The organism is Streptomyces sp. SKN60 (assembly GCF_026236535.1).
Lineage (GTDB): Bacteria > Actinomycetota > Actinomycetes > Streptomycetales > Streptomycetaceae > Streptomyces.
The window spans coordinates 208,447-227,897 of sequence record NZ_JAHTMW010000012.1; the positions used below are offsets into that span (position 1 = coordinate 208,447).

At 71.2% G+C, this 19,451-nt stretch carries 17 protein-coding genes and 1 tRNA gene; 11 read left to right on the top strand and 7 right to left on the bottom strand.

Annotation, left to right across the window (positions count from 1 at the left end; translation table 11 throughout):
• Positions 1–5 precede the first annotated feature (5 nt).
• From KV205_RS21710 to KV205_RS21745, 8 genes are all read left to right on the top strand, one after another.
• Positions 6–515 (top strand): PaaI family thioesterase, encoded by a 510-nt coding sequence (locus KV205_RS21710; protein WP_265866189.1) that lies wholly within the window; start codon positions 6–8, stop codon positions 513–515.
• A 207-nt stretch (positions 516–722) separates the two neighbouring features.
• On the top strand, positions 723–1,607 hold the full coding sequence (locus tag KV205_RS21715) for a trypsin-like serine protease (RefSeq protein WP_265866190.1): 885 nt from the start codon (positions 723–725) through the stop codon (positions 1,605–1,607).
• Positions 1,604–2,044 carry a hypothetical protein gene (locus KV205_RS21720; protein ID WP_265866191.1) on the top strand — a complete coding sequence of 147 codons (441 nt, stop codon included), beginning with the start codon at positions 1,604–1,606 and terminating at the stop codon, positions 2,042–2,044. Before KV205_RS21715 ends, KV205_RS21720 begins: the two co-directional genes overlap by 4 nt.
• Positions 2,045–2,514: 470 nt before the next feature.
• On the top strand, positions 2,515–3,750 hold the full coding sequence (locus KV205_RS21725; RefSeq protein ID WP_265866192.1) for a branched-chain amino acid ABC transporter substrate-binding protein: 1,236 nt from the start codon (positions 2,515–2,517) through the stop codon (positions 3,748–3,750).
• Positions 3,751–3,881: 131 nt separating this feature from the next.
• A complete protein-coding gene (locus KV205_RS21730) occupies positions 3,882–4,814 on the top strand; it encodes a branched-chain amino acid ABC transporter permease (RefSeq protein WP_265866194.1) in 933 nt (310 codons plus the stop codon).
• A gap of 5 nt (positions 4,815–4,819) precedes the next feature.
• Entirely contained in the window at positions 4,820–6,580 is a 1,761-nt protein-coding gene (locus KV205_RS21735) for a branched-chain amino acid ABC transporter permease (protein WP_265866261.1), read from the top strand.
• 5 nt (positions 6,581–6,585) lie between these two features.
• On the top strand, positions 6,586–7,602 hold the full coding sequence (locus tag KV205_RS21740) for an ABC transporter ATP-binding protein (RefSeq protein ID WP_265866195.1): 1,017 nt from the start codon (positions 6,586–6,588) through the stop codon (positions 7,600–7,602).
• On the top strand, positions 7,599–8,315 hold the full coding sequence (locus tag KV205_RS21745) for an ABC transporter ATP-binding protein (protein ID WP_265866197.1): 717 nt from the start codon (positions 7,599–7,601) through the stop codon (positions 8,313–8,315). The genes KV205_RS21740 and KV205_RS21745 overlap by 4 nt, the downstream gene beginning before the upstream one ends.
• A 74-nt stretch (positions 8,316–8,389) precedes the next feature.
• On the opposite strand, the gene KV205_RS21750 is transcribed toward KV205_RS21745, so the two are convergent.
• Entirely contained in the window at positions 8,390–9,058 is a 669-nt protein-coding gene (locus tag KV205_RS21750; RefSeq protein WP_265866199.1) for an ANTAR domain-containing response regulator, read from the bottom strand.
• Between the two features lie 124 nt (positions 9,059–9,182).
• Between KV205_RS21750 and KV205_RS21755 the strand changes: the two genes are divergently transcribed.
• Positions 9,183–9,255 (top strand) — tRNA-Leu (locus tag KV205_RS21755).
• 48 nt (positions 9,256–9,303) lie between these two features.
• Here the strand turns inward: KV205_RS21755 and pyk are convergent.
• Both pyk and KV205_RS21765 read right to left on the bottom strand, forming a co-directional pair.
• Complete coding sequence (gene pyk, locus KV205_RS21760) at positions 9,304–10,734, bottom strand: pyruvate kinase (RefSeq protein WP_265866201.1); 1,431 nt, start codon at positions 10,732–10,734, stop codon at positions 9,304–9,306.
• 136 nt (positions 10,735–10,870) lie between these two features.
• A complete protein-coding gene (locus KV205_RS21765; protein ID WP_265866203.1) occupies positions 10,871–11,554 on the bottom strand; it encodes an SIMPL domain-containing protein in 684 nt (227 codons plus the stop codon).
• A 115-nt stretch (positions 11,555–11,669) separates the two neighbouring features.
• Between KV205_RS21765 and KV205_RS21770 the strand changes: the two genes are divergently transcribed.
• Complete coding sequence (locus tag KV205_RS21770) at positions 11,670–13,469, top strand: bifunctional UDP-sugar hydrolase/5'-nucleotidase (protein WP_265866205.1); 1,800 nt, start codon at positions 11,670–11,672, stop codon at positions 13,467–13,469.
• A 13-nt stretch (positions 13,470–13,482) separates the two neighbouring features.
• On the opposite strand, the gene KV205_RS21775 is transcribed toward KV205_RS21770, so the two are convergent.
• From KV205_RS21775 to KV205_RS21790, 4 genes are all read right to left on the bottom strand, one after another.
• Positions 13,483–14,895, bottom strand: a complete 1,413-nt coding sequence (locus KV205_RS21775) for a lysine N(6)-hydroxylase/L-ornithine N(5)-oxygenase family protein (protein ID WP_265866207.1) — start codon at positions 14,893–14,895, stop codon at positions 13,483–13,485.
• Positions 14,892–16,280, bottom strand: coding sequence for an aminotransferase class V-fold PLP-dependent enzyme (locus KV205_RS21780; protein WP_265866208.1), 1,389 nt, complete (start codon positions 16,278–16,280; stop codon positions 14,892–14,894). Before KV205_RS21780 ends, KV205_RS21775 begins: the two co-directional genes overlap by 4 nt.
• A 107-nt stretch (positions 16,281–16,387) precedes the next feature.
• Positions 16,388–18,019 (bottom strand): multicopper oxidase family protein, encoded by a 1,632-nt coding sequence (locus KV205_RS21785; protein WP_265866209.1) that lies wholly within the window; start codon positions 18,017–18,019, stop codon positions 16,388–16,390.
• Positions 18,012–18,437: a hypothetical protein gene (locus KV205_RS21790; RefSeq protein ID WP_265866210.1), complete on the bottom strand. Its 426-nt coding sequence runs from the start codon at positions 18,435–18,437 to the stop codon at positions 18,012–18,014. The genes KV205_RS21785 and KV205_RS21790 overlap by 8 nt, the downstream gene beginning before the upstream one ends.
• A 107-nt stretch (positions 18,438–18,544) precedes the next feature.
• Here KV205_RS21790 and KV205_RS21795 point away from each other — a divergent pair, with 107 nt between their 5' ends.
• Positions 18,545–19,435, top strand: coding sequence for a LysR substrate-binding domain-containing protein (locus KV205_RS21795; protein WP_265866211.1), 891 nt, complete (start codon positions 18,545–18,547; stop codon positions 19,433–19,435).
• Positions 19,436–19,451: the final 16 nt, after the last annotated feature.

Consider the following 19,451-nt stretch of genomic DNA (forward strand, 5'->3'; position numbering starts at 1 on the left):
CGTCCATGGGTGAGCAGCAGCACGTGAAGTTCCCGCAGGAGGTCATCGACGAGTACGCCTCGCTGGGCGTGGACCTGCCTGCGCTGTTCTCGGCCGGGCACCTGGGCAACCGGATGGGCGTGCAGATCCTGGAGGCCTCGGCGGACCGGGTGGTCGGCAGGATGCCGGTGGAGGGCAACACCCAGCCGTACGGGCTGCTGCACGGCGGCGCCTCCGCGGTGCTCGCCGAGACCCTGGGCTCGGTCGGTTCGATGCTGCACGGCGGGGTGTCCCGGATCGCCGTGGGCGTGGACCTGAACTGCACGCATCACCGCGGGGTGCGCAGCGGTCTGGTGACGGGTGTGGCGACGCCGGTGCACCGGGGCCGCTCGACCGCGACGTACGAGATCGTGATCACGGACGAGCAGGACAAGCGGGTCTGCACGGCGCGGCTGACCTGCATGCTCAAGGAGGTCGGCGGCCAGGACGCGCAGCACCTCCCGGCGGCCGGCCGGCTGGACGGCGCCGGCGCCTGAGCCGGGGCCTGAGCCCTGCGTCCGAGCGGCGCCCCGCCCCTCTCCCCCTTCGTGGCCCGGTACGGAACCTCCCGTACCGGGCCGCGGTGCGTTCCGGGATCCCGAGTCCCCCAACTCCCTTGTTCCCGCGCCCTCTTGCCCTCGCCCGCCACAGCCGCTTCACTGACGGGTCCGCTCACACCCGCGTTCCTCGACCAAGGGGTTGTCTTGACCGCCGTACGCACCACGACCGTGGCGACCGCCGTGTCCGCCGCGGCCTGCGCCGCCGTTCTCGCCACCGCGATCCCGTCCGCGGCGATCAACTCGTACAACGCGACGCCCGCGCCCGAGCGCACCGAGGTCGGCGCCCTCGTCGCGACCTGGGACGACGACGCCGACCCGGGCACGCCCGACCGGGTCGACTGGGTCTGCTCCGGGACCATGATCGACGCCGACACCTTCCTCACCGCGGCGCACTGCACGACCGACTGGCCGGAGAACGTGCGTTTCCACGTGTCGCTCGACCAGGACGTGCAGGCCGCCCTGGACGCGGCCGCCGCCGCGCATCCGGGCGACCCGGCCGCCGTGGCGCGCGCCGTGGCCGTCGAGGGCGTCGCGCACAGTCACCCGGCCTACCCGGGCCCGGCGGCCGATACCCATGACATCTCGGTGATCGAACTGCCCGCGGCGAAGATCGCGGAGCGCTGGAGCTTCAAGCCCGCGGCGCTGCCGAAGCCGGGCGCGCTGGACGCGCTCGGCCCGCAGGGACTGAACGCCACACCCTTCGTCGTCGCCGGCTACGGCACCCAGGAGGCCGAGCGCGGGCCGGGCGGCCACACCCATCCGGGCGGCGGCGTCCGCATGAAGGCGCCGGTCTCGTTCGACGCGCTGAACGCCGCGTGGATCCGGCTCGGCATGACCGCGCCGCAGGGCAACGGCGGTGCCTGTTACGGGGATTCGGGCGGGCCGAACTTCGCCGAGCTCGGCGGCCGGCGGACGCTCGTGGCGACCACGATCACCGGTGACACCCCCTGCTACGCCACGAACGTGGTGTACCGGCTCGACACCCCGGGCGCCCGCGATTTCCTGCGGACCTTCGTCCAACTGCCGTGACCCGTCGCCGCCCGCACCCGGCCGGGACCGCGCTCGCCGCGGTCCTGGCCGGCTGCGCGCTCGCCCTGTCGACGGGCTGCGGGCGGGCGCCCGAGCGGACCGCGGACCCGGAGCCGACGGCGAGTTCGCCGACGGACGTATGCACAAGTCTGGTGTCGTACTGGGTGAAAGAGGCCCTGAAGGGGAGCAAGTGGGCGGGGCTCGACTGGGAGCAGAAGGGGATGTCCAACGAGCAGTACGAGATCCACGACGAGGTGCTCGCCGACGCGCGCGCAGAGGAGCGGCGTACGGGACGCGCGGCGGCGTTCGCGCTGACCGACCGCGAGACCCGGCGGAGGTGCGAGGCGGCGAAGGGTGCGACGGGCAGTTCGGAGAACTGGCGACCGCCCAGCGAACAGCGCGTACCCACCAGCGGTTCCCGGCCATCCCCGTCGTGACTCTGCGTGACATTCCCACGAGGTGGCACCGACGGCGGAGCGGAGCGCTCCGGTCAGCCGCTTCGTCCGCTCAGCTCAGAGGGGGTGTCCGATATCCGGAGAGTCGCCGGATGATCTTGTCAGGACCATGAACCATTCAAGCGCCTTAGCGGAACTGGGTGTTCTCTGGGCGTTCTCAGCATGTGAACACCGCATTGCCGACCGTTATGTCCTGTTTTGCCCATGGCCTGCACACCAGTTCCCCCTGTCGGCATAACAAGACAGTCACATCATCCCGTCGGCGCTCCCGGACTTTCCCCGGCTGCGCTTAGAGTCACGGCCAGTCACCGCGCCGCCGGGCGCTTGCTCTGCACGGCCCGCTTCACCCCCGTACGGCCCGGCATCGAAAACGGCACCTCTCAGCTCCCAGCTTCACAGCTTCACGGCACCGCCTCAGCTCGAGGGGGCCGCGCCAGGGAAAGGAAACCTTCGTGCGACACCGTTCTTTGCTCATCCTGACCAGCGTTCTCACCACGGGTGCGCTCACCCTCACCGCCTGCGGTTCGCGCGACGAGAACAAGGGCGGCGGCGACAGCGCCGGCGGCGGCACCACCGTGGTCATCGGCGTCGACGCGCCGCTCACCGGTTCGCTCTCCGCGCTGGGCCAGGGCATCAAGAACTCCGTGGACCTGGCGGTGCAGACCGCCAACAAGCAGAAGCTCGTCCCCGGCGTCACCTTCAAGATCGAGGCCCTCGACGACCAGGCGGTCCCGGCCTCCGGCCAGGCCAACGCCACCAAGCTGGTCGGCAACAAGGACGTCGTCGGCGTCGTCGGCCCGCTGAACTCGGGCGTCTCCCAGCAGATGCAGGGTGTCTTCGCCGCCGCCAACCTGGCGCAGGTCTCCCCGGCCAACACCAACCCGTCCCTCTCCCAGGGCGACAACTGGGGCAAGGGCGAGTTCAAGCGTCCCTTCAAGACCTACTTCCGTACCGCCGCCACCGACGTGGTCCAGGGCAAGTTCGCCGCCCAGTACCTCTTCAAGGACGCGGGCAAGAAGAAGGTCTACGTCGTCGACGACAAGCAGACCTACGGCGCCGGCCTCGCGGGGATCTTCACCGACGAGTTCAAGCGCCTCGGCGGCCAGGTCGTCGGCACCGACCACGTCACCGTGAAGGAGACCGACTTCTCCTCCACCGCCGACAAGGTCAAGTCCTCCGGCGCCGACTCCGTCTACTTCGGCGGCCAGTACCCCGAGGGGGGCCTGCTCTCCGACCAGATCAAGAAGACCGGCGCCAAGGTCCCGGTCATGGGCGGCGACGGCATCTACGACCCGGCCTTCATCAGCGCCTCCGGCGAGGCCAACGAGGGCGACCTGGCGACCTCGATCGGCTACCCGGTCGAGAAGCTCGACACCGCCAAGAAGTTCATCGAGGACTACAAGGCGGCCGGCTACAAGGACCCGTACGCGGCCTACGGCGGCTACTCCTACGACGCCGGCTGGGCGATCATCCAGGCCGTCAAGGCCGTCGTCGACGCCAACGGCGGCAAGGTCCCGACCGACGCCCGCGCCAAGGTCACCGAGGCCCTGGGCAAGGTCTCCTTCGACGGTGTGACCGGCAAGGTCTCCTTCGACGAGTACGGCGACACCACCAACAAGCAGCTCACGGTCTACAAGGTCGAGGGCGGCAAGTGGATCGACGTCAAGAGCGACACCTTCAACCAGTAAGCGCCACCGTCCCGGCGCCGCGCCGAGTGCCCAGGCGCCGGGAGCCCCGCACGACCTGAACCACGCCGCGCGAGGGCGCAAACAGCGCCCTCGCGCGGAGTCTTATCCGACAAGCTCATCGGAGGCCTGCGGTGAACGAACTGCCGCAACAGCTGGCCAACGGTCTGGCCCTCGGTGCCCTCTACGGCCTCATCGCCATCGGGTACACCATGGTCTACGGCATCGTCCAGCTCATCAACTTCGCCCACGGCGAGATCTTCATGATCGGGGGCTTCGGCGCCCTCACCACCTACACCGCTCTGCCGAGCGGAACGTCCCTCCTGGTGGCGATCCCGCTCATGATCCTCGGTGGCGCGATCGCCTCCGTGGCCGTCGCCACCGCCGCCGAGCGGTTCGCCTACCGACCGCTGCGCAACGCGCCCCGGCTCGCCCCGCTCATCACCGCGATCGGTCTGTCGATCGCACTCCAGCAGCTCGTCTGGCAGTTCTACCCGGACGCCAAGAAGGCCGTCAGCTTCCCCGAGTTCAAGGGTGAGGCCTTCCAGATCTTCGACGGTCTGCAGATCCAGCGCGCCGACGCCTTCGTGCTCGTCCTCGCCCCGCTGTGCATGCTCGCCCTCGGCGTCTTCGTCTCGAAGAGCCGCAGCGGCCGCGCCATGCAGGCCACCGCGCAGGACCCCGACACCGCGAAGCTGATGGGCATCAACACCGACCGCATCATCGTCATGGCCTTCGCCATCGGTGCCGCGTTCGCCGCCGTCGCCGCGGTCGCCTACGGCCTCGACAAGGGCCAGATCAACTTCGAGATGGGCTTCATCCTCGGGCTGAAGGCCTTCACCGCGGCCGTCCTCGGCGGCATCGGCAACATCTACGGCGCCATGGTCGGCGGCGTGGTCCTCGGCATCGCCGAGTCCCTCTCGATCGCCTACATCGAGGACATCCCCGGCATGCAGCAGCTCGGCGGCGGTGCCTGGTCCAACGTGTGGGCCTTCGTCCTCCTCATCGTCGTCCTCCTCGTGCGGCCCCAGGGCCTGCTCGGCGAACGCGTCGCGGACAGGGCGTGAGCACCATGACCGACACCACCATCGACCAGACCGTCACCAAGGCCCCGGCCACGCCCGCGGCCCTGCTCTGGACGATCGTCGCCGGCTCCGTCGCGACCGTCGCCAGCGCCTTCCTCGCCTGGACCTGGACCACCCAGTTCCCGGGCAACCTCACGATCTACGGCAACCCCGCCCCGCTCCAGCTGCTCACGCTGGTCGGAGCCGTCCTCACCGGCCTGTACGCGCTCTCCGCGCTCGGCATCAAGGGCCTCGGCTGGCTCACCCCCACCGGCGCCCGCAAGCCGCTGTGGATCGTGGCCCTGGGCACCTTCGCCACCACCCTCTTCACCGCGATATCGATCATCGTGGAGCTGGGCGCCCTGGTGGACCTGGAGCCCGGTGCCGGCTTCGCCGTCATCGCCGCCGCCGTCCCGGCGATCGCCGCGTACAAGCTGCCCGACGACACCCGCAAGGCCGCCCCGGCCAAGCAGCTGCCGTCCTGGGCCGAGGTCCTGATCATCGTCGCCGTCTTCGCCGTGGGCCTCTTCGTGGTCACCTTCGGCATCGACACCGACGACTCGGAGCCGCAGCTCTTCATCGCGTACCTGATCCTGGTCGCCTTCTCGGTCACCGCGCTGGTCAAGTCCGGGATCACCGCCCGCCTTTCGCAGATCACCGCGCGCAACCGGCAGGTGACGATCACCGCCAGCCTGGTCATGGCGATCGCCTTCCCGTTCATCCAGCAGAGCGGCGACACGTACACGCTGATCGCGGTCAACATCCTGATCTTCGCGACCGTCGCCCTCGGCCTGAACATCGTCGTCGGCCTCGCCGGCCTGCTCGACCTCGGTTACGTCGCCTTCCTCGGCGTCGGCGCGTACACCGCCGCACTGGTCTCCGGAGCCACCTCCTCCGCCTTCGGCGTCCAGTTCCCCTTCTGGGCCGCGGCGCTCACCGGCATGGCGGCCTCGCTGGTCTTCGGCGTCGTCATCGGCGCCCCGACCCTGCGGCTGCGCGGCGACTACCTGGCCATCGTGACCCTCGGCTTCGGTGAGATCTTCCGCATCGCCATGGGCAACCTCGACGGCACCTCGGGCCCGCAGATCACCAACGGCCCGAACGGCATCCCGAACATCCCGCAGCTGGAGTTCTTCGGCTACAACTTCGGCGAGCCGCACACGATCCTGGGCATCACGCTCGGCGCGTACGCCAACTACTACCTGCTCATGATCCTGATCATGGCGCTGGTCGTGGTCGTCTTCTCCCGCGCCGGCAACAGCCGGATCGGCCGCGCCTGGGTCGCGATCCGCGAGGACGAGACCGCCGCCACCGCGATGGGCATCAACGGCTTCCGCGTGAAGCTCGTCGCCTTCGCCCTCGGCGCGGCCCTGGCCGGCCTCGCGGGCACCGTGCAGGCACACGTCAACACCACGGTGGTCCCGGAGAACTACGTGTTCGCCGGCCCCGTCCCGCCGAACTCCGCCTTCCTCCTGGCGGCGGTCATCCTCGGCGGCATGGGCACCATCTCCGGCCCGATCGTCGGCTCCGCGCTGCTCTTCCTGATCCCGGCCAAGCTGTCCTTCCTCCAGGACTACCAGCTGCTCGGCTTCGGCATCGCGCTGATCCTGCTGATGCGCTTCCGCCCCGAGGGCCTCATCGCCAACAAGCGGGCGCAGCTGGAATTCCACGAGAACGACGACGAGGCCGGCGTACCGGAACAGCGTCAGTCCGCGGAAGCGGACGCGGACGCGACCTCCGGCGCCGGTGCGGCGAAGGCAGGGGCGTGAACGCCATGACGACCACCACCGAGACCGGCACCACGGCGACCGCCACCGGCGCCACCGTCCTCGACGCCAGCGGCGTGACCATGCGCTTCGGCGGTCTGACCGCCGTCCGCGACGTGAACCTGACCGTCCGCGAGGGCGAGATCGTCGGCCTGATCGGCCCCAACGGCGCCGGCAAGACCACCTTCTTCAACTGCCTGACCGGTCTGTACGTGCCCACCGAGGGCCAGGTCAGCTACAAGGGGACGGTGCTTCCGCCGAAGCCGCACCTGGTCACCCAGGCCGGCATCGCCCGTACCTTCCAGAACATCCGCCTCTTCTCCAACATGACGGTCCTGGAGAACGTCCTCGTCGGACGCCACACCCGGACCAAGGAGGGCCTGTGGTCCGCGCTGCTGCGCGGTCCCGGCTTCAAGCGGGCGGAGGCCGCCTCCCGCGATCGGGCCATGGAACTCCTGGAGTTCGTGGGCCTGGCGAACAAGGCGGAGCACCTGGCGCGCAACCTGCCGTACGGCGAGCAGCGCAAGCTGGAGATCGCCCGCGCCCTCGCGAGCGACCCCGGTCTGCTGCTGCTCGACGAGCCGACGGCCGGCATGAACCAGGCCGAGACCCGCACCACCGAGGAGCTCGTCTTCGCGATCCGCGACCGCGGCATCGCGGTCCTGGTCATCGAGCACGACATGAAGTTCATCTTCAAGCTGTGCGACCGGGTGGCCGTCCTCGTCCAGGGCGAGAAGCTCGTCGAGGGCACGGCCGAGGTCGTCCAGGGCGACGAGCGGGTCGTGGCCGCGTACCTCGGTACGCCGTACGAGGACGCCCCGGGCGCGGCGGAGGTCGCCGAGGTCGAGGCGGCCGAGGCCCACTCGGCCGATGAAGCGGCCGACGAGGCGACGCCCGAGGCCGAGGCCGCTGAAGACGCGGACGAGGACACGGGCGACGACGCGGCCGAGGACGCGGGCGACACCCCCGAGGACGCGGCTCCGGCCGCCGACGCGGACAGCACCACCGAAGGAGACTCCAAGTGACCGCTCTGCTCGAGGTCGAGGACCTCAGGGTCGCCTACGGCAAGATCGAGGCCGTCAAGGGCATCTCCTTCTCCGTCGAGGAGGGCCAGGTCGTCGCCCTGATCGGCACCAACGGCGCCGGCAAGACCACGACCCTGCGCACCCTCTCGGGCCTCCTCAAGCCCACCGCGGGAAAGATCACCTTCGACGGGCAGCCGCTCAACGGCGTCCCCGCCCACAAGGTGGTCTCGCTGGGCCTGGCCCACTCCCCCGAGGGCCGGCACATCTTCCCCCGGCTCAGCATCGCCGAGAACCTGCAGCTCGGTGCCTTCCTCCGCAAGGACAAGGACGGCATCGAGAAGGACATCCAGAAGGCCTACGACCTCTTCCCGATCCTGGGCGAGCGTCGCAAGCAGGCCGCGGGCACCCTCTCCGGCGGTGAGCAGCAGATGCTGGCGATGGGCAGGGCGCTGATGTCCCAGCCCAAGCTGCTGATGCTGGACGAGCCCTCGATGGGTCTCTCCCCGATCATGATGCAGAAGATCATGGAGACCATCGCGACGCTGAAGTCCGAGGGCATGACGATCCTGCTCATCGAGCAGAACGCGCAGGCCGCGCTCTCGCTCGCGGACCAGGCGTACGTGCTCGAGGTCGGCACCATCAAGCTGTCCGGCACCGGCCAGGAGCTGCTCGTGAACGACGACGTGCGCAAGACGTACCTCGGCGAGGAGTAGCACCGCCCCAGACAGAAGGCCCGCCCCACGACGATGTGGGGCGGGCCTTCTTTCGTACGGCGTTACGGCGCCGCCTACTGCTCCTTGGCCTTCGCGGCCTTCTTCTCCTCGGCGTCCTCGATGACCGCCTCGGCGACCTGCTGCATCGACATGCGGCGGTCCATGGAGGTCTTCTGGATCCAGCGGAACGCGGCGGGCTCGGTCAGCCCGTACTGGGTCTGCAGGATCGACTTGGCGCGGTCGACCAGCTTGCGGGTCTCCAGGCGCTGGGAGAGGTCGGCGACCTCCTTCTCCAGGGCGCGCAGCTCGGCGAAGCGGGAGACGGCCATCTCGATGGCCGGGACCACGTCGCTCTTGCTGAACGGCTTCACCAGATACGCCATGGCGCCGGCGTCCCGGGCCCGCTCGACGAGCTCGCGCTGCGAGAAGGCGGTGAGCATGAGGACCGGGGCGATGGACTCGCCGGCGATCTTCTCGGCCGCCGAGATGCCGTCGAGGACCGGCATCTTCACATCGAGGATGACCAGGTCGGGGCGGTGCTCGCGGGCCAGTTCGACGGCGCGGGCGCCGTCGCCGGCCTCGCCGACGACGGTGTAGCCCTCCTCCTCCAGCATCTCTTTGAGGTCGAGACGGATGAGGGCCTCGTCCTCGGCGATGACGACGCGGGTCGTCAGCGGCGGGACGTGCGACGCCGGCGCGGCGTCGTCGTCGGCGGCGGGCTGGGGCGACTCGGGGGCGGTCACGCGGGCTCCTCGTTCAAGGCCTCGTTCCCTGTGGAAGCGAGGCGGATACAGCTCCCCATGAGCCTACCCACCTCCTGTAAGGTAGGGGCACGGCGGGTGACCGCCTCCCTTCGTTTCGAAGGATGCCCCGGTAGCCCAGCGGTAGAGGCAATGGTCTCAAACACCATCCAGCGTGGGTTCGAATCCCACCCGGGGTACATTAACGAGATTTCCAAGGTCACCCGTTCGCCGATCAGGTCGGCCGGTCAGTTCGTGACCGGGTCTCCGATGTGGTGCACCCGGACCAGGTTGGTCGAGCCGGGGACGCCGGGCGGCGAGCCGGCCGTGATGACCACGATGTCGCCCTTCTGACAGCGCCCGATCCGCAGCAGCTCCTCGTCGACCTGGGCCACCATCGCGTCGGTCGACTCGACGTGCGGGCCGAGGAAGGTCTCGACGCCCCAGGTCAGGTTGAGCTGGGCACGGGTCGCCGGGTCGGGGGTGAAGGCGAGCAGCGGGATCGGCGAGCGGTAGCGCGACAGGCGCTTGACGGTGTCGCCGGACTGGGTGAAGGCGACCAGGAACCGCGCCCCGAGGAAGTCGCCGATCTCGGCGGCGGCCCGGGCCACCGCGCCGCCCTGGGTGCGCGGCTTGCTGCGCTCGGTCAGCGGCGGCAGCCCCTTGGCGAGGATGTCCTCCTCGGCGGCCTCGACGATCCGGCTCATGGTGCGCACGGTCTCGATCGGGTACTTGCCGACGCTGGTCTCGCCGGAGAGCATCACGGCATCGGTGCCGTCGATGACGGCGTTGGCGACGTCGGAGGCCTCGGCGCGGGTGGGGCGGGAGTTCTCGATCATCGAGTCGAGCATCTGGGTGGCGACGATGACCGGCTTGGCGTTGCGCTTGGCGAGCTTGATCGCCCGCTTCTGCACGATCGGCACCTGCTCCAGGGGCATTTCGACGCCCAGGTCGCCGCGGGCGACCATGATGCCGTCGAAGGCGGCGACGATGCCGTCGATGTTCTCGACGGCCTGCGGCTTCTCGATCTTGGCGATGACGGGGACCCGGCGGCCCTCCTCGTCCATGATCCGGTGCACGTCCTCGACGTCCCGGCCGCTGCGGACGAAGGAGAGGGCGATGACGTCCGCCCCGGTGCGCAGGGCCCAGCGCAGGTCCTCGACGTCCTTCTCGGACAGGGCGGGCACGGAGACGGCGACGCCCGGCAGGTTGAGGCCCTTGTTGTCGGAGACCATGCCGCCCTCGACGACCCGGGTGCGCACCCGGGGGCCGTCGACGGAGGTGACCTCCAGGGTGACCCGGCCGTCGTCGACGAGGATGCGCTCACCGGCGGTGACGTCCTCGGCGAGCCCGGCGTAGGTGGTGCCGCAGCCGTGCTGGTCGCCCTCCATGGGCTCGACGGTGATGGTGAACTCGTCGCCGCGTTCAAGGAGTACGGGACCCTCGCGGAATCGGCCGAGGCGGATCTTCGGGCCTTGAAGGTCGGCGAGGACGCCGACGCTGCGGCCGGCCTCGCCCGCGGCCTTGCGGACGTGCCGGTAGCGCTCCTCGTGCTCGGCGTGGCCGCCGTGGCTGAGGTTGAGGCGGGCCACGTCCATTCCGGCCTCGATCAACGCCTTGATCTGGTCGTATGTTTCGGTGGCGGGCCCAAGGGTACAAACGATTTTTGCTCGGCGCATAAGGCGAGGGTAGGCCTTACCAGCGGGTAGCGAAGCGGCTCCGCATGACGACCCAACAACCTTTCCGTGAAAGGTTGTTGACAAGTCTTGAATTTGTGCGCGGGGCTGCTCCGATGAGCGGAATTCCGGCCGTTTTTCAGAGGGCCGGCGGGCTCATCACAAAGCGCGCGGCGACCTCCGCCACCACCGTCTGCCGCTGCGGCTCCAGGTCCAGCGGCGCCGGTTCGTCCACCGACTCGGCCGCGAAGGCCATCCGCGGCGCGCCCAGCGGCCGCCCCGGCGGCACGGCGCCGGCCAGACCGGTGTCGGAGAGTTCGAGCAGCGCCACGAGCGAGCCGCCGAGCGCCTCCGCGTACTCCCGGCCGCGGCGCACCGCCTCCCGTACGGCCTGGGTGCGCGCCTCCGCGTACGCCGGGGAGTCCGGGCGCAGCGCCCACCACGGGCCGTCGACCCGGGTCCACTCCAGGTCGGCGAGGCGGGTGGTCAGCTCGCCGAGCGCGGTGAAGTCGGAGAGTTCGGCCGAGAGCCGCACCCAGCCGCGGTAGCCGCGCACCTTCTCGCCGCGGCCGTGCCGGGCCGGTTCGGGGGTGACGGACAGGGCGCCGGTCTCCAGGGCGGTGACGGCCTCGCCGTACGACTTCAGCAGGGCGAGCGCCTGGGCGTTGCGGTCCGTCAGGGCGGCGAGCACCGAGGCCCGGTCGGTGCCCCCCGAACGTACCGACACCTCGATCCGGGCGAGCTCGGGCTCCACCTCCAGGCGGCCCTCGCCGCGGACGGTCACCTGCGGCGCCTCGGGAGTCGGGTGGTGGTGCTGTGTCATACCGAACACTTTCCCACTCCGTAACCCGAAAGGTCTGTTGCGACGGTGCCGTCTGAGCCAGAATCTACGCGCGTTGTGCGCCCTTGGGGGGCGCTTGATCAATGGGGAGACACACATGCCGCTGAACCGCCGGGCCTTCTTGGAGAGCTCCGCCGCCGTCGGAGCCGGAATCGCCCTCACCGCCGGGGTCGCCGCCCCGGCCGAGGCCCACGGGGGCGGCCGCCCCCGGCCGGCCAAGCGGTACTCCTTCACCGTGATGGGCACCACCGACCTGCACGGGAACGTCTTCAACTGGGACTACTTCACCGACAAGGAGTTCGACGACAAGGCCCACAACGACGTCGGCCTCGCCAAGATCTCCACCCTGGTGAACCAGGTGCGCAAGGCCAAGGGCCGCCGCAACACCCTGCTCATCGACGCCGGTGACACCATCCAGGGCACCCAGCTGTCCTACTACTACGCCAAGGTCGACCCGATCACGAAGGCCGGCGGCCCGGTCCACCCGATGGCCCAGGCCATGAACGCGATCGGCTACGACGCCGCCGCGCTCGGCAACCACGAGTTCAACTACGGCATCCCGGTCCTCCGCAAGTTCCAGGACCAGTGCGACTTCCCGCTGCTCGGCGCCAACGCGCTCGACGCGAAGACGCTGCGCCCGGCCTTCGCGCCGTACAGCATGCACTGTCTGCGCACCCCGCACGGCCGTGACGTGAAGGTGGCCGTGCTCGGCCTCACCAACCCCGGCATCGCGATCTGGGACAAGGCCAACGTCAACGGCAAGATGGTCTTCCCCGGCCTGGAGGAGCAGGCCGCGAAGTGGGTCCCGAAGCTGCGCTCCATGGGCGCCGACGTGGTGATCGTCTCCGCGCACTCCGGCTCCAGCGGCACCTCCTCGTACGGCGACCAGCTCCCGTACATCGAGAACGCGGCCGGTCTGGTGGCCGAGCAGGTGCCCGGCATCGACGCGATCCTGGTCGGCCACGCGCACACCGAGATCCCCGAGTACCGGGTCGCCAACAAGGAGACCGGCAAGCAGGTCGTCCTCTCCGAGCCGCTCAAGTGGGGCCAGCGCCTCACCCTCTTCGACTTCGACCTGGTGTGGGAGAAGGGCCGCTGGACCGTCGAGAAGGTCGGCGCGCAGGTCCTCAACTCCAACACCGTCGAGGAGGACCCGGCGATCACCGGGATGCTCGCCGACGAGCACAAGAAGGTCGTGGAGTACGTCAACCAGGTCATCGGCACCTGCACCGCCACCATGACCACGGCCGACGCGCCGTGGAAGGACGAGCCGATCATCGACCTGATCAACGTCGTGCAGGCCGAGACGGTGAAGGCGGCCCTCGCGGGTGGCCAGTACGCGAACCTGCCGGTGGTCTCGCAGGCCTCCTGCTTCTCCCGTACGGCGAGGATCCCGGCCGGTCAGGTGACCATCCGGGACGCGGCCGGTCTCTACGTCTTCGAGAACACCCTGGAGGCCCGTCTGATGACGGGTGCCCAGCTGAAGGACTACCTGGAGTACTCGGCGCAGTACTACGTGCAGACGCCGGCGGACGCGCCGGTGGACACCGCGAAGCTGACCAACGCGAACGCCACCCCGGACTACAACTACGACGCGGTGTCGGGTCTGGCGTACGAGATCGACATCGCGAAGCCGGCCGGTGCGCGGATCGCGAAACTGTCCTTCGAGGGGAAGCCGATCGACCCGGCGGCGCAGTTCGTGTTCGCGGTCAACAACTACCGGGCGAACGGCGGCGGCGCTTTCCCGCACGTCGCCGCCGCTCCGAAGCTGTGGGCCAACTCGGACGAGATCCGCAACACGATCATCCAGTGGGTGAAGGCGAAGGGGACCGTCGACCCGGCTCAGTTCGCGTCGGTCGACTGGAAGCTGACCCGGGACGGCGTCCCGGTCTTCTAGTCACCTCTGGCTGTCACTGCTGTACGAGAGGCGTCAGCTTCCGGTCCTGGGCCGGAAGGCTCGGCGCCTCTCGCGCGTCCAGGCCGAAGCTGGTGAACGCGGTGCGGCGCGGCAGCGGGTACGGCTCCTTGCCGGTCACCGAGTTGAGGATGACCGCGCTGCGCCAGGCGGCGAGACCCAGGTCGGGGGCGCCGACGCCGTGGGTGTGCCGCTCGGCGTTCTGGACGTAGACCGAGCCGGTGACGGACTCGTCGAGGACCAGCCGGTACTCGGTGTCGATCCGGGGCCGGCCGGCGGCGTCGTGCCGCAGATACGGGTCGAGGCCGGCGAGCATCCGGTCCACCGGGCGCTCCTGGTAGCCGGTGGCCAGCACCACGGCGTCGGTGATCAGGCGGGAGCGGCTGCCCTGCTGTACGTGTTCCAGGTGCAGCTCCACCTTGGTGGTGGCGACCCGGCCCGCGGTGCGGACCCGCACGCCGGGCGTGAGCACCGCGTCGGGCCAGCCGCCGTGCAGGGTGCGGCGGTACAGCTCGCCGTGGATCGCGCTGATCGTGTCGGTGTCGATGCCCTTGTGCAACTGCCACTGGCGGGGCAGGAGTTCGCCTCTGGTCTGCTCGGGCAGCGCGTGGAAGTAGCGGGTGTAGTCGGGCGTGAAGTGCTCCAGGCCCAGCTTGGAGTACTCCATGGGCGCGAAGGCCTCGGTGCGGGCCAGCCAGTGCAGCTTCTCCGCCCCGGCGGGCCGGGCCCGCAGCAGGTCGAGGAAGATCTCCGCGCCGGACTGGCCGGAGCCGATGACGGTGACGTGCCCGGCCGAAAGCAGGGCGTCGCGGTGGGCGAGGTAGTCCGCGGAGTGGATCACCGGCACGCCGGGCGCGTCGGCGAGCGGGCGCAGCGGCTCGGGGACGTACGGCTCGGTGCCGACGCCGAGGACGACGTTACGGGTGTACGAGCGGCCCAGCGCCTCGGCCTCGCCGTCGGCGTCGAGCTGGGTGAAGTCGACCTCGAACAGGCGCCGTTCGGGGTTCCAGCGGACCGAGTCGACCTGGTGGCCGAAGTGCAGCCCGGGCACCAGGCCGGCGGCCCAGCGGCAGTAGGCGTCGTACTCGGCGCGCTGGATGTGGAAGGTCTCGGCGAAGTAGAAGGGGAAGAGCCGGTCGCGGCTCTTCAGGTAGTTGAGGAAGGTCCACGGGCTGGCCGGGTCGGCGAGGGTCACCAGGTCGGCCAGGAACGGCACTTGGAGCGTGGCACCCTCGATGAGCAGCCCGGGGTGCCAGTGGAAGTCCGACCGCTGCTCGTAGAAGGCGGCGGCGAGCCCGCCGGGCACGCCGTCGGCGAGGGCGGCGAGGGAGAGGTTGAACGGTCCGATGCCGACACCGACCAGGTCGTACGGGCGGTCGAGGGCCTGCTGGGGGGTGCTGCCGGTCATCGGTCGGAGCCGCCTTCCACGAGGGTGTTCACGAGAGTGAGGATGTTTCGCAGGTCGCCGGGGGTGGCGTGGGGGTTGAGCAGGGTGGCCTTGAGCCAGAGCCGCCCGTCGGCGGCGGCCCGCCCGAGGACGGCGCGGCCCTCGGTGAGGAGGGTGCGGCGGATCCCGGCCACGGCCTCGTCGGACGCGTCGTACGGCCGGAACAGGACGGTGGTGAGGGTGGGGCGGGCGTACAGCTCCAGGCCCGGGGCCTTCTCCACCAGGTCGGCGAGGTGCGCGGCGAGCTCCATGCACGCGTCGACGAGCCCGCCGAGGCCGTCGCGGCCGAGGGCGCGCAGCGTCACGGCGGTCTTCAGGACGTCCGGGCGGCGGGTGGTGCGCAGCGAGCGCCCGAGGAGGTCGGGCAGGCCGGCGTCGGTGTCGTCGTCGGCGTTCAGATAGTCCGCGGTGTGCGTGAGTACGGCGAGGTCGGCGGCGTCCCGTACGGCGAGCAGCCCGGCGGCGGCGGGCTGCCAGCCCAGCTTGTGCAGGTCCATGGTGACCGTGCGGGCCCGGTCGAGCCCGGCGAGCAGCGGGCGGTGGGCGGCGCTGAAGAGTGCCGGGCCGCCGTAGGCGGCGTCGACGTGGAGGTCGGCGTCTCCGTGCGCCGCGCACAGGTCGGCGATCTCGGGGAGCGGGTCGATCAGTCCGGCGTCGGTGGTGCCGGCGGTGGCGGCGACGAGGAGCGGGCCGGGGGTGGCGCGGAGGGCCTCGTCGAGGGCGACGGGGTCGATCGTGCCGTTCGGCGCGGGTACGACGACGGGCTCGGGCAGCCCGAGCAGCCAGGCGGCGCGGTGGAAGGAGTGGTGCGCGTCGGCCCCGACGACCACCCGGACGGCGCCGTGCCGCTCCCGGGCCAGGAGGAGGGCGAGCAGGTTGGACTCGGTGCCGCCGGTCGTGACGAGTGCGTCGGGGTGTGCCTCGCCCGGGAACACCTCGGCCGCGAGCGCGGCCGCCACAAGGGCCTCCAGCTCGGACGCGGCCGGCGCCTGGTCCCACGAGTCCATCGAAGGATTCAGCGCGGAGGCGGCGAGATCGGCGGCCGCGGCGACCGCGAGCGGCGGCGTGTGCAGATGCGCCGCGCACAGCGCCTCGGCGGGATCCGCCGCTCCCGCGGCGACCGCCCGCACGACGGTCCGCAGCGCCTCCTCGGCCCCCGTCCCGTGCTCGGGGACCGCCACCCCTACCGCCTCCCGCACCTCCCGCCCCACCCTCTCGGGCCCACCCCGTGGCAGCGGCCCGCCCCGCTCGACGGCGCCGTCCCGCAGCGCCCGCAGCACGACATCGATCAGCGGACGCAGGGCATCGGCCCCCTGGGGGCCACCGGCGAGGGGTGCGGCACGCATGGACGACAGAGTGCCGGGGGTTGTCGGGGATTGTCCGGAGAGTCGGGCGCTGTGACCCGAACGAGGGACGGGGGGTTGCGGGGTGGGGGTGGGACCCGCTGGTGGCTCTAGACGACCTCCAGGTTGGCCATCATGCCCATGTCCTCGTGTTCCGCGTTGTGGCAGTGGAAGAGGTAGCGGCCGCGGTAGGCGTCGAAGCGGGTGAGGAGTTCGGCGGATTCGCCGGGGCGGAGGGAGATCGTGTCCTTGAGGCCCGCGTCGTGCGGGAGCGGGGGGTGGCCGCCGCGGGAGAGGACGCGGAAGCCGGTGAGGTGGAGGTGGACGGGGTGGTGGACGTCCGCGACGAGGCGCCAGACCTCGGTGTCGCCGTGGCGGACGGTGACGTCGGTGCGGGAGGGGGCGAAGGGGAGGCCGCCGATCAGCCAGCCGTGGGTGTCGTCCTCGCCCATGCGGCCCGCGCGAAACGAGAAGTCGCGGACGCGGACCGCGTCCTCGCGGCGCCAGGCGGGCAGATCGGTGGAGAGGACCCGCGGGACACGGCTGTCGTCGGGCGCCTTGCGGACGACGTGGAAGGCCATGACGTCCCGGGTGCGCCCGGAGCCGAGCCGGTTCACCAGGCGGACGCGGCTGCCGACCGGGAAGCGGGAGAAGTCCACGACGACGTCGTAGCGTTCCGCCGGGGCCATCGGCAGGGTGTGGTGCGTGACGGGCGCGGCGAGCAGGCCCTGGTCGGAGCCGATCTGGTGGAACTCCCACAGTCGGCCGTCACCCTCGTCCACGAACGCGAACTCGTAGTGGCGCGCGTTCGACGCGTTGAGCAGCCGCAGCCGGTAGCGCGCCGCGTCGACCTCGTGCACCGGCCACGGCGCGCCGTTGACCAGGATGACGTCGCCGAGCACGCCCGCGAGGTAGGGCTCCCGCACGCCCGGCCGCTCGCGCAGCGTCGGGTCCAGGGAGGGGTAGGCCAGACTGCCGTCCTCCGCGAAGGCCCGGTCCGCGATCATCAGGGGCAGCTCGCGCGGCCCCGCGGGCAGGCCGAGGGCCTCCTCGGCGGCGTCGCGGACGATGTGGAGGCCGGCCAGGCCCCGCCAGATCGCGGGGGCGGTGAAGTCCATGCGGTGGTCGTGGTACCAGAGCAGCGCCGGGCGCTGGTCCAGCGGGAAGGTGTAGTCCCGGGTCAGTTCACTCGTCACGGCGCGCGGGTCGTGCATGCTCGTGCCGTGCCCGGACATGCCGTGCCCTGACATGGCGTGGCCCGCGTGCCGCTGCCAGCCCGCCGGCGTCACCAGGTCCGTCGGATACCCGTCCGACGCCGCCGGCGTGCGCCCGCCGTGCAGGTGCACGACGGTCGGCACGGGCAGCTCGTTGCGGTGGGTCACGGTGACCGGGCGGCCGCGCCGCGACTCGATCGTCGGGCCCGGGAAGGTCCCGCCGTACGTCCACAGCGGCGTCCGTACACCCGGCAGGATCTCCGCCGTCACCTCGCGCTGGGTGATCGCGTAGCGGTCCGTCCCGCCCGCGCGGCTGACCGGCGCGAGGACGGCCGGCAGCGGCAGCGGGACCCGGAACGGCGGCGGCAGCGGTACGGCGCTGCGCAGTTCGGCGCCGGTCGCCGCCGGGTGGCGGGACAGCGCGGCCGCGGCGCCCAGGCCGGTGACCGCCGTCGCGCCGAGCGCGCCCCCGATGGCCAGCACCTGACGGCGGCTCAGACCCCGCCCGTACGGGGATGGTTCACGCATCGACGGTCGCCGCCTTCCCCGCCGGGCGGGCCACCGGGCCGACCACCGGACGGGCCACCGGCCGCGCCCAGATCGCCACGAACAGCACCGCCGCGGCCGCGATCGTGAACACCCCGAGCGGGATGTGCAGCCACAGCGCGCCCGCCGCCCCCGCGAAGTACTGCACGGTCTCCGCGACCGCCAGCGCCAGGGTGACCAGGCAGGGCCAGGCGCGGCGCAGCCGGACCCGGACGACGATCGCGACGATCAGCTGGAGCAGACAGAGCGAGGTGACGACGTCCGCGCCGGTCGCGTGCATCCCCAGGCCGTCGAAGTCTCCGCTCAAGTACACGCCGGCGAAGACCGGTTGTGCGAAGACCGCCACCATGTGGACCGTGACGACGGCCCGCAACACCCACTCGACGGGTCGCAAGCGCATGCCGCGTCCCCCTCCCCCGCTCGGGACTCTGAACGCCTCCGACGCTATGCGCGCGGCGGTTATGGTGTCCAAGATCGATACTGCTATGGCGTCATGCCCGGGGAGACATGATGGATCTGCACGCGCTCCGGCAGTTCCAGGTCGTGGCCCGGCTCGAGCACCTCAGTCGGGCCGCCGAGGAACTCCACGTGGCCCAGCCCTCGTTGAGCCGCACCATCGCCCGGCTGGAGGGCGAGCTCGGCGCCCCGCTCTTCGACCGGGCGGGGCGGCTGCGCCTCAACGACGCGGGGCGGGCCTTTCTGCGGCATGTCGAGCGTGCGCTCGGCGAGCTGGAGGCCGGGCGGCGGGCCGTCGCGGACATCGCGGAGCACGGCGTCGGCACCGTACGGATCGCGTCGGAGACCTTCCTGACGCTCACCGGTCCGCTCGCCGCCTTCAAGCGGGCCCATCCGGCGGTCGAGGTCGCCCTGCACCAGATGCCGGCCGAGGGGATGGGGCGGGCGCTGCGGGCGCAGGAGGTCGACCTGTGCGTGGCCTCGCAACCGGTGCCGGCCGAGGGCCTGGAGGCGGTCGGGCTGCTCGACGAGCCGGTCTGGGTGGTCACCCCGCTCGGGCATCCGCTCGCGGAGCGGGAATCGGTGAGCGTCGCCGAACTCGCCGAGCAGCCCTTCGTCTCCACCCGCACCGGGCACTGGCAGCGCCGGCTGCTCGACCGGCTGTTCGCGGCGGAGGGCCTGGCGGCGCCGCGGATCGTGTGCGAGGGCGACGAGCCGAGCGCCACCGCGATCCTGGTCGCCGCGGGCCTCGGCATCGGCCTCATCCCGGACATGGCCCGCCGCAGCGCCACCCGCGCCCCGGTCGCCTGGATCGCCGTCGACGGCGCCGGCTGCCGCCGCACCCTGACCCTCCTCCGCCCCGCGAACGCCCACCCCGGCGGCGCCGCACGCCTGATGCACGCGGCGCTGACGGGGTGGGACTGGTCGGCGGGCCCGGTCTAGGACCGGGCCCGGAGGG

What these genes read in the sequence shown, in the direction of transcription:
- KV205_RS21710 (WP_265866189.1), top strand. Translation starts at nt 6, where the DNA reads ATGGGTGAGCAGCAGCACGTGAAGTTCCCGCAGGAGGTCATCGACGAG.
- KV205_RS21735 (WP_265866261.1), top strand. Translation starts at nt 4,820, where the DNA reads ATGACCGACACCACCATCGACCAGACCGTCACCAAGGCCCCGGCCACG.
- KV205_RS21740 (WP_265866195.1), top strand. Translation starts at nt 6,586, where the DNA reads ATGACGACCACCACCGAGACCGGCACCACGGCGACCGCCACCGGCGCC.
- pyk (WP_265866201.1), bottom strand. Translation starts at nt 10,734, where the DNA reads ATGCGCCGAGCAAAAATCGTTTGTACCCTTGGGCCCGCCACCGAAACA.
- KV205_RS21765 (WP_265866203.1), bottom strand. Translation starts at nt 11,554, where the DNA reads ATGACACAGCACCACCACCCGACTCCCGAGGCGCCGCAGGTGACCGTC.
- KV205_RS21770 (WP_265866205.1), top strand. Translation starts at nt 11,670, where the DNA reads ATGCCGCTGAACCGCCGGGCCTTCTTGGAGAGCTCCGCCGCCGTCGGA.
- KV205_RS21775 (WP_265866207.1), bottom strand. Translation starts at nt 14,895, where the DNA reads ATGACCGGCAGCACCCCCCAGCAGGCCCTCGACCGCCCGTACGACCTG.
- KV205_RS21780 (WP_265866208.1), bottom strand. Translation starts at nt 16,280, where the DNA reads ATGCGTGCCGCACCCCTCGCCGGTGGCCCCCAGGGGGCCGATGCCCTG.
- KV205_RS21785 (WP_265866209.1), bottom strand. Translation starts at nt 18,019, where the DNA reads ATGCGTGAACCATCCCCGTACGGGCGGGGTCTGAGCCGCCGTCAGGTG.
- KV205_RS21790 (WP_265866210.1), bottom strand. Translation starts at nt 18,437, where the DNA reads ATGCGCTTGCGACCCGTCGAGTGGGTGTTGCGGGCCGTCGTCACGGTC.
- KV205_RS21795 (WP_265866211.1), top strand. Translation starts at nt 18,545, where the DNA reads ATGATGGATCTGCACGCGCTCCGGCAGTTCCAGGTCGTGGCCCGGCTC.